The organism is Neobacillus drentensis, assembly GCF_036962765.1.
Lineage (GTDB): Bacteria > Bacillota > Bacilli > Bacillales > Cytobacillaceae > Neobacillus > Neobacillus drentensis_C.
The window spans coordinates 1-8,839 of record NZ_JBALOS010000357.1 but is presented as its reverse complement, the minus strand read 5'-3'; the positions used below and the strand labels follow the sequence as shown (position 1 = coordinate 8,839).

Genomic DNA, 8,839 nt, shown 5'->3' with positions numbered 1-8,839 from the left:
CTTCCGCTTAATGAATTGTGCAAATTAATAATGGAGCATCCCAAAATGGTGCGTCGGCCAATTATATTGGACGAAAAAAGATTACAAGTAGGATATAACGAGGAGGAAATTCGTAGTTTTCTGCCCCGTAGGATCAGAACATATTTGTACAATGAATTGCAAAAAGAGGCCAATTAAAATCAATAATAATGGAGAAAAAAATGCTTAGTATTTACAGTTAAAACTTTACCATGGAACGGAAAAGAAGGATCACCTTTAATGTTTAATTTAAAAGGAGGAATACCGGATGATTGAAGTATTTGTGACAGTAAATTATAAAGATCGGAATTACCATACCAATGTCATTGTGAAAAAAGATATGACATGGGATAAAATTAAACGGATAGCAGAAGAACAAGTCAAAAAACAATGGGATATATAAATAAAACGGACGGACTTAGAAAAACTAAATCCTAGAATAGCTAATCTGTAATGTTTATTATTACAGTACGTTATGAATGAAGATGCATACTATAGATATAAAAGTAAAAATATATGAGAAGTTTTATTGCTTAGGAGGCAAGTCATGAAAAGTGATTTTACCCTCGCCATTCATAGTTTATCTTTTCTTGCGCTACAGCCCGACCGCATGTCAACTAGCGATGCCATTTCAGAAAGTGCTGGCGTCCATCCGGTACGCATTCGAAAAGTGCTAAGTTTGTTAAAAAAACATGGATTTATTAAATCCAAAGAGGGAACTGGCGGCGGATTTATTTTTGAGCTGGATCTAAGTGAAGTGAATCTTTGGGATATATATAAGATAACCTCAGAAGGTGCACTGCAGCCCAAGTGTCCTGAATCAAATGAAAAGTGTATTGTAGGGGCGAATCTGCAAAGTGTCCTATGCGGAATTTTCTTCGGTGCGGAAGAGCATATGGGAGATTATTTAAAGAATTATACAATCAAAGAGGTTGTAAGTCTTGTTAATAAGCGGAGTGACCGGTATATAACTGCAGATCTTTTTAAGTAAAATGTAATATAAAAAATTACAGATTAATCTAAACTGGCATATCCTGCTTGATGAAACTAAAAAAATTTAGAAGGTGAAAAAAGTATGTTCTCCAATAATAATACCATTTTAAAAACAGGTGATTGGATTAAGGCAGAATCAGGGGCTGGCGAATTAATCATTGGTTATATTGATTCACTGTCTAGTCTAGAAGGAGTAGTAAAGGTAACCGTTGTTACAAGTGACAATAATCAAACAATTGGCAAAACAATTCCTATTTTAAGTACATGGGTTAAAAAGCTGCCTGTTTCTAATGTAACCAACAAGGCACAAATTGAATTTCTCCTAGACTTAGCTTTATCAACAGGGGATAAGGAATGGTTTTTAGCGCTTTCTTCGGAGTTAAAAGCAATAAAGCAGCTTGTTAATGGAGTTCATTAAAACTTACACGTCGAATTCCGATTACTGTGACACGTAAAAATGATAGAGCAGAAGTTCCATGAATGGAGGAAGACTAAGATAGACAAGAAGTTTCTTAAAATACAGAAAAAAATACAATAGGGCCACTCTGAAAGGTTCACAGTGCCCGTGGACGAAGAAAAAAGTACAGAACGGTCACTCTGAAGGGTTCACAGTGCCCGAGGACGCGGAAAAAATGCAAAAGGATCACTCTGGAAGGTTCACAGCCATCGTTTAATGAGTTATGGAATTCTCTCACCCGAAAACCAGCAACCTTCTCTTAGTTGAAAATACTCCAACATCATTTCAACCATAAGCCCCTAATCTCACGATTAATAGTGCCCATCTCTTGGCAATACTTTAGAACTTGTTTTAAAATGGTACTCACCAGACAAAGTGATAGTGGCTCGTGCAAAAGAGAACAAAAAAATTCATAAAAAGTTCACAAATCTATGAATCCATGTTACTATTAGAAAGGTTTATAGAGTATGGAAAGTTCATTGATCGTCAGTTAATAAAAATTGACTGTACATCCTGTTCTTGACATAGTGTCTATAGCGGGATGGATTGCTAGTATGAGAAAATGCTCAGCTGTCAGCCCACTGTAAAACGGTTCATGCATTGGCATGAGAACCGATTTATGGTGGGCTTTTTTGCGTTTTGATTCGTTTAGCCAATCTATTTAACTTACTAACTTTAAAAGCAATGGGCAAAGAGACCGGCTATGTCACATTGTCTTAACAAAAGGTCATTAAATTCATCTAACTGGAGGAAAAAATATGGCGTTTCATAGTTCCCAGCACATCGCGGAATTAGCCGTTGAGGCTGGTTCCAAAAAGGCAAAGATGCGACCAGAACATGTACTTTTATTAGGATTTTTAGGCGGAGCCTTTATAGCACTTGGTTTTCTTTTAGATATTCGAGTAATTGCCAATTTACCGAAGGAATGGGGTTCCTTCAGCTCACTATTAGGCGGAGCTGTTTTCCCCGTAGGACTAATGTTAATCATTATTGCAGGTGGAGAATTGTTAACAGGGAACATGATGGCGCTTCCGATTGCCGTTCTAGCAAAGCGTGCTACGCTGGGACAACTGGTGAGAAATTGGCTCTTAGTATTAGTCAGTAACTTTATTGGGGCAATCTTCGTCGCTTATTTCTTTGGTCATATACTGGGATTAACGGAAACAGGTCCCTTCCTAACCAAAACTGTTGCAATCGCAGAAGCTAAAATGGACGAAACATTTATTCAGAGCGTAATTTCAGCTATTGGCTGTAACTGGCTCGTTTGTTTAGGCGTTTGGCTGGCTTATGGCGCAGATGATATCGGTGGTAAAATACTTGCCATTTGGTTCCCAATTATGGGGTTTGTAGCTATTGGTTTTCAGCACGTTGTTGCCAATATGTTCGTCATTCCAGCCGCAATCTTCGCGGGGCACTTCACATGGGCAGATTATTTAGCTAATTTTGTGCCGGTAGTCATTGGAAATGCAATTGGTGGCGGTGTTTTTGTAGCCTTGATCTATTGGATGGTTCATAAGGAGTCCCTCCAAACTCGAACGCAAGCAGAGCCAAGTATCAGAAAAGCTGGATAACGATTATTAGGCTTTTCCTTGTACAAGGCATATTAATAGTTTTATAGAAAAAAAGCAAAGGAGCACTGGTTTTAGGTAAGGAAGAATACCTAGAGTTTTGGCTCATTAAAAGTAATTCTTTTTTTGAAGTTCGATAGATTTTCTCTGTTTTAAACTAAGGAGGACTTACAGTGAAAGAAAAAGTGAATGTTCTTATAAATGGAACAGCACATGAAGTTGAAAAAGGAACTCGTATTTTAGATTATTTACTTCAACAAGAAATGGAGCATCCGCACATATGCTATTCTGAAGTATTAGGTCCCGTTCAGAGCTGTGATACGTGTATGTGTGAAGTTAATGGAAACATTATGCGTGCATGTTCCACAGTGATTGAAGACGGCATGGACATTTTGACCTCATCTGAGCTTGCAAAGAAAGCGCAAGAGGAAGCAATGGACCGTATTCTCGAAAACCATCTATTATACTGCACCGTTTGTGACAATAACAATGGCAATTGTCGTGTCCATAATACAGCAGAAATGATGGGGGTTGAGCACCAAACACGACCTCATCGCTCTAAGGGCTATGAAGTAGATATGTCTCACCCGTTTTATCGATATGATCCTGATCAATGTATCCTGTGCGGGCGCTGTGTGGAGACATGTCAAGATCTTCAAGTGAATGAAACGCTAACGATTAACTGGGAAAGCGGTCAGCCGCGTGTTTTATGGGACGGAGGAAAAAGTATTAATGAATCATCCTGTGTATCCTGTGGTCAGTGTGTGACAGTTTGCCCTTGTAATGCCTTAATGGAAAAATCCATGCTTGGAAATGCTGGATTTATGACAAGCATTTCAGATGACTTGCTTACACCAATGATTGACATTGTCAAAGCAGTAGAGCCTGATTATCAAACAATCATGGCAGTATCAGAAGTAGAAGCAGCAATGCGTGAGACTCGCATTGAGAAAACAAAAACCGTTTGTACATTCTGCGGGGTAGGCTGTTCATTTGAAGTTTGGACAAAAGATCGTGAAATTCTCAAAATTGAACCATCTGAAAACGCCCCTGTAAACAGCGTTTCCACCTGTGTAAAAGGAAAATTTGGATGGGATTATGTAAATTCCGAAGAACGTATTACGACACCTTTAATCCGTAAAGGTGAAGTGTTTGTTGAAGCAAGTTGGGATGAGGCTCTTTCTCTCGTTGCAAAGAAACTCGGCGGTATGAAAGAAACGTACGGCAGCGATGCCATCGGTTTTATTTCGTCATCTAAAATTACGAACGAGGAAAACTACCTAATCCAAAAGTTGGCTCGTCAAGTGTTTGGAACCAATAATGTGGACAACTGCTCTCGTTATTGCCAGTCACCTGCTTCGTGGGGGTTACAACAAACGGGAGGCATCGGCGGCGACAGTGGAACCATTAAGGATATAGCGGGTGCTGGTCTTGTTATCCTTGTAGGATGTGCGCCTGCCGAAGGACACCCTGTCCTTGCCACACGTATTAAGCGAGCGCAAAAACTTCACGGACAAAAATTAATTACCGTTGATGTGCGCAGACATGAAATGGGTGACCGTGCAGACTTGTTCGTTCGTCCAAAACAAGGAACAGACTATGTATGGCTTTCCGCTATTACGAAGTATATCATGGACCAAGGCTGGCATGATGTGAAATTTATCACAGAACATGTCAATCATTATGATGAGTTATTCAAAATGATTGAACCTTATAGTCTTGAAGAGGCAGAAAAGATTACGGGTATCTATAAAGAAACATTAATCCAAATGGCGGAAATGATTCGTGATGCTGATGGAACAGCGATTTGCTGGGGTATGGGTGTAACGCAAAATATCGCGGGTTCACATACATCTGTTGCCATTGCAAACCTGCTCCTTGCTACTGGAAACATGATGCGTCCAAATGCAGGTGCGTACCCGTTACGTGGACATAATAACGTACAAGGTGCAGCTGACATGGGAACGATGCCAAATATCTTCCCTGGTTATCAATCGGTAACAGATGACCAAGTACGCACAAAATTCGAGAAGGCGTATGGGGTAGATCTTCCTGCAACACCTGGAATTGACAATATTCAAATGCTAGCAGCCATTGATGAAGGTAAAATGAAGGCGATGTTCATCTCTGGTGAGGATATGGCATGGGTCGATGCTGATTCGAATCATACGCAGGCAATGCTTGCTAAGCTTGATTTCCTTGTCGTACAAGAAATCTTCTTAAGCACAACAGCCCAATTTGCAGATGTAATTTTGCCTGGTGCGCCGTCACTTGAAAAAGATGGAACCTTTACCAATACGGAGCGTCGTGTACAGCGGTTGTATCAAGCATTAGCGCCTCTAGGGAATAGTAAGCCGGACTGGTGGATCCTTACAGAGCTTGCGAAGCATATGGGCTTTGATTGGAATTATAGTCATCCGAGCGAGATTTTTGCGGAAATGGCAAGCTTAACGCCTTTCTTCAGCCAGTGTAACTATGACGTGCTAGAAGGGTGGAACAGCTTCCACTGGGGTTCTCCTGATGGAACAAACACACCGCTGCTTTACCAGGACGGCTTTCATTTCCCAGATAAAAAAGCGCGGTTCGGTCTGTTTGATTATGTGCCGCCAGTGGAGTTCCCGCAAGAATTCGATCTTTCATTAGATAACGGACGTCTGTTGGAGCACTTCCATGAAGGAAACTTAACACAGAAATCAGAAGGACTTAACTACAAATTCCCGAAAGTTTTCGTTGAGATATCTCCTGAGCTTGCAGAAGAGCGCGGCGTAAAGGATGGGTCACTTGTCCGTCTTGTATCACCATATGGGGCGATTCGCTTGCCAGTTCTTGTAACTGATCGTGTTGTAGGAAAAACAGTGTATGTTCCAATGCACTCCTCAAGCCACGAGAGCGCTGTTAACCTGCTTACAGGTGGAGCAGTAGATGTGGTGACTCGTACACCAGCTTACAAACAGGCTAAAGTGCGGATGGAAGTCCTTGAACTGAACGGAGAAAATCCGCTACCAAGGTACAATCCACGTAATGCGACTCGTACACCGCAAATGGGCCTTGAAATTTACCGTAAGTGGGAACGCGGTGATTATGTTCCGATTGCAAGTGTGAACGAGCATATTAACCCTGGTTTCTATGACAGGAGGAATGCGTAATGGCAAAACCCATTCAGACGATTCAAAAAATAGAACTTACAGAAGAACAAAAGAAAATACAATCCCTGGAGAATCTTCTCTCCGGGGTTGCAGATAATCATGATTCACTGCTAGAGACGTTGGATTTGCTGCAGGAATTGCATGATAGCGGAATTATGGAGGCTTTAGGAAGTCTTCTAAAAGCGAAAGAGAGCGCAGCAAAAATCGCTGTCGGTCAATTTACGCGAAAACCTGTGACAAACATGATCAATAATGCGATGGCTGCAGGCGGTATTCTAACTGAACTGGATCCGGAAACAACAAGCAAGCTTGCAAAGGGCTTGACCACTGGATTGCAAAAGGCCGAGCAGGAATTAAAAGCCGATTCTAAGCTTGGGCTCTTTGACTTAATGAAGGCCCTAAAGGATCCTGATATCAATCGTGCGCTAGGATTTGGATTTAACCTGTTAAAAGGGATTGGCGAAGGCTTAAAAGAGTAACATAAAATACGAAACCCAAAAAAACCCATTCGTTTAAAGGAAAGAATGGGTTTCCTCTATAGCAATTAAACCAACCAATTAAGACGAGGAGGGACGTCAATGACAAAAAATCTGGAACATCAATTTAGTATGCTTGTTCGTGAAATTAGAAAAGAATATGTGGGAAATGGACCCAAGGAAATCACCACCAAATTTATTGGTTCCTGGGCGATCAGTGAAATGAAGGGGAACCTGACAAATGTAGAAAAGTTCATGATTCATTCAGAACAAGGGGAACAGATGGTACATGAAACGAGAACAAGATTTGTGAAGGAAATCTATAAAAAGCCGGAGGTCCTTTTAAGGTTTGAAACTTTGATGGGGGCAAGGGTGATACGGCTATTTTCCGATATAAATATTGATGAAGACATTGCCATGACTATTTTTGTATTTGACCAGCCTATAGAGGGCAAGTAGCTAGGAGTGAGTAGTATGGATCAGCCAATGAAAATGGAAAGCAATGTATGGCGGTATGAGGCAGGAACCATACACAAAGTAACGGATACAATCGTAACTGAATATCCCATCACAATTGTATTAAACGAGCAGGAATTCGCCACACTTGTTTGCAGCCCAGAGCACATAGAAGAGTTAGTCGTTGGCTTTTTGGCGTCGGAAGGGATCATCAGCAGTTATAAAGAAATTAAAGAGCTTACCATTATAGAAGCAACAGGCCGAGCGATTGTGAAGACGCATAAGGTCAACAAACTGAACGAGTTGTTCCATTCTAAACGAGTTGTAACATCTTGCTGTGGGAAAAGCCGGCAAAGCTTCTATTTTTATAATGATGCGAGAACTGTTAAACCGCTTGAAAACGTTGATGTGACGGTGTCCATAGACCAATGCTTTCATTTGATGCGACTTATGCAGGAGTCGTCCGTGATCTTCCAGGATACAGGCGGCGTACATAATGCAGCCCTTTGTGACAGGAACGGCATCATCGTAGACAGAACGGACATTGGACGACACAATGCACTGGATAAAATTTATGGTTATTGCTTGCAGCATTCGATATCCCTTTCAGACAAAATTATCGTGTTTAGTGGTCGTATCTCTTCAGAGGTGCTACTAAAAGTAGCCAAAATAGGATGTGGCTTGGTGCTGTCAAAATCAGCACCGACCGAATTGGCCCTCCGGCTGGCAGAAGAGCTTCATATTACGACTGTTGGTTTTCTCCGCAATCATTCTTTAAACATCTATACAAGACCCGAACGTATTAAGATACAGGGTGTTCAATTACTTACGTAAAAAAGTGCCGTTTCAGCCATTGAAGCGGCATTTATTTATCAAAATAATGATATTTTGCGTGAGGAATCGGCAAAACGTGCTAGAAGTTATCCATAAAGTGTTAATGAAATGAACAGGACTTTTGAACTACCAAATTTTACAGCTATCTTCCATTTGGCAGACATGATATATTTCTCTTGTAAAGTTCTTAACGGACTGACGCGTAAGCTTTCATTACAGAGAAGTACTCAAGAGGCTGAAGAGGCGCCCCTGCTAAGGGTGTAGGTCGGGTAACCGACGCGAGGGTTCAAATCCCTTCTTCTCTGCCATTATATTATGGGAATGTCTTGGTATCGACAGGGATCGTTTGAGCTTATATGGCGAGTCGAGGGTTTCGTCCTCGTTAAAACGATAAAGCCTAATAACTGGCAAACAAAACAACAACTTCGCTTTCGCTGCCTAATAACAGACGATAGCGGTTCCTCCCTCCATCGTCCATGTGGTAGGGTAAGGGACTCATGACAAGTGGACTACGCCGAATTCCACTGTCTGAGGATGAAGGAAGAGACTAACCAGACTAGCTGCTTCAACGCCTGTCAGTAGGCTAAAGAAGTAAGTGAAATGAATTTTACTGACTACACTCGTAGATGTATAAGTGCCAATATCTTTGCACACGGGTTCAACTCCCGTCATTTCCACTAAAACCAACCAAAACATCTTAAATTAGATTCATCATCCGATTATTATGTATATAGGAAGTTAGAATTTTTCCGCAGTAGCTCAGTGGTAGACTTATCGGCTGTTAACCGATCGGTCGTAGGTTCGAGTCCTACCTGCGGAGTTATAGTCCAACAAAGACACTAGGAAACGGGTCAGGGCGGGAACGCAGCAGCCATAACTAGTGAAATTGTG

At 41.2% G+C, this 8,839-nt stretch carries 9 protein-coding genes, 2 tRNA genes and 1 other RNA gene; all 12 read left to right on the top strand.

The window, feature by feature from the left end:
• The coding region (locus V7137_RS29345; RefSeq protein ID WP_335701331.1) for an ArsC/Spx/MgsR family protein at positions 1-177 on the top strand (177 nt) is incomplete at its 5' end.
• A gap of 109 nt (positions 178-286) precedes the next feature.
• Positions 287-421: a BA3454 family stress response protein gene (locus tag V7137_RS29340; protein ID WP_335701329.1), complete on the top strand. Its 135-nt coding sequence runs from the start codon at positions 287-289 to the stop codon at positions 419-421.
• A 144-nt stretch (positions 422-565) separates the two neighbouring features.
• Positions 566-1,009 carry an RrF2 family transcriptional regulator gene (locus V7137_RS29335; protein WP_335701328.1) on the top strand — a complete coding sequence of 148 codons (444 nt, stop codon included), beginning with the start codon at positions 566-568 and terminating at the stop codon, positions 1,007-1,009.
• An 84-nt stretch (positions 1,010-1,093) separates the two neighbouring features.
• On the top strand, positions 1,094-1,429 hold the full coding sequence (locus V7137_RS29330; protein WP_335701327.1) for an IDEAL domain-containing protein: 336 nt from the start codon (positions 1,094-1,096) through the stop codon (positions 1,427-1,429).
• 797 nt (positions 1,430-2,226) lie between these two features.
• Complete coding sequence (locus V7137_RS29325) at positions 2,227-3,039, top strand: formate/nitrite transporter family protein (protein ID WP_335701326.1); 813 nt, start codon at positions 2,227-2,229, stop codon at positions 3,037-3,039.
• A 170-nt stretch (positions 3,040-3,209) separates the two neighbouring features.
• A complete protein-coding gene (gene fdhF / locus V7137_RS29320; protein ID WP_420490198.1) occupies positions 3,210-6,182 on the top strand; it encodes a formate dehydrogenase subunit alpha in 2,973 nt (990 codons plus the stop codon).
• Entirely contained in the window at positions 6,182-6,661 is a 480-nt protein-coding gene (locus V7137_RS29315) for a DUF1641 domain-containing protein (RefSeq protein ID WP_335701325.1), read from the top strand. The genes fdhF and V7137_RS29315 overlap by 1 nt, the downstream gene beginning before the upstream one ends.
• Before the next feature lie 99 nt (positions 6,662-6,760).
• On the top strand, positions 6,761-7,117 hold the full coding sequence (locus V7137_RS29310) for a DUF2294 domain-containing protein (RefSeq protein WP_335701324.1): 357 nt from the start codon (positions 6,761-6,763) through the stop codon (positions 7,115-7,117).
• A 15-nt stretch (positions 7,118-7,132) separates the two neighbouring features.
• Positions 7,133-7,948, top strand: a complete 816-nt coding sequence (gene fdhD, locus V7137_RS29305) for a formate dehydrogenase accessory sulfurtransferase FdhD (protein ID WP_335701323.1) — start codon at positions 7,133-7,135, stop codon at positions 7,946-7,948.
• Between the two features lie 217 nt (positions 7,949-8,165).
• A tRNA-Ser gene (locus tag V7137_RS29300) sits at positions 8,166-8,256 on the top strand.
• 9 nt (positions 8,257-8,265) lie between these two features.
• Positions 8,266-8,628, top strand: a transfer-messenger RNA (tmRNA) gene (ssrA, locus tag V7137_RS29295).
• A gap of 68 nt (positions 8,629-8,696) precedes the next feature.
• Positions 8,697-8,768, top strand: a tRNA-Asn gene (locus V7137_RS29290).
• Positions 8,769-8,839 lie beyond the last annotated feature (71 nt).

Excerpts from the sequence above, each read along its gene's own strand:
- V7137_RS29340 (WP_335701329.1), top strand. The coding sequence starts at position 287 with ATGATTGAAGTATTTGTGACAGTAAATTATAAAGATCGGAATTACCAT.
- V7137_RS29310 (WP_335701324.1), top strand. The coding sequence starts at position 6,761 with ATGACAAAAAATCTGGAACATCAATTTAGTATGCTTGTTCGTGAAATT.
- V7137_RS29330 (WP_335701327.1), top strand. The coding sequence starts at position 1,094 with ATGTTCTCCAATAATAATACCATTTTAAAAACAGGTGATTGGATTAAG.
- V7137_RS29325 (WP_335701326.1), top strand. The coding sequence starts at position 2,227 with ATGGCGTTTCATAGTTCCCAGCACATCGCGGAATTAGCCGTTGAGGCT.
- V7137_RS29315 (WP_335701325.1), top strand. The coding sequence starts at position 6,182 with ATGGCAAAACCCATTCAGACGATTCAAAAAATAGAACTTACAGAAGAA.
- fdhD (WP_335701323.1), top strand. The coding sequence starts at position 7,133 with ATGGATCAGCCAATGAAAATGGAAAGCAATGTATGGCGGTATGAGGCA.
- V7137_RS29335 (WP_335701328.1), top strand. The coding sequence starts at position 566 with ATGAAAAGTGATTTTACCCTCGCCATTCATAGTTTATCTTTTCTTGCG.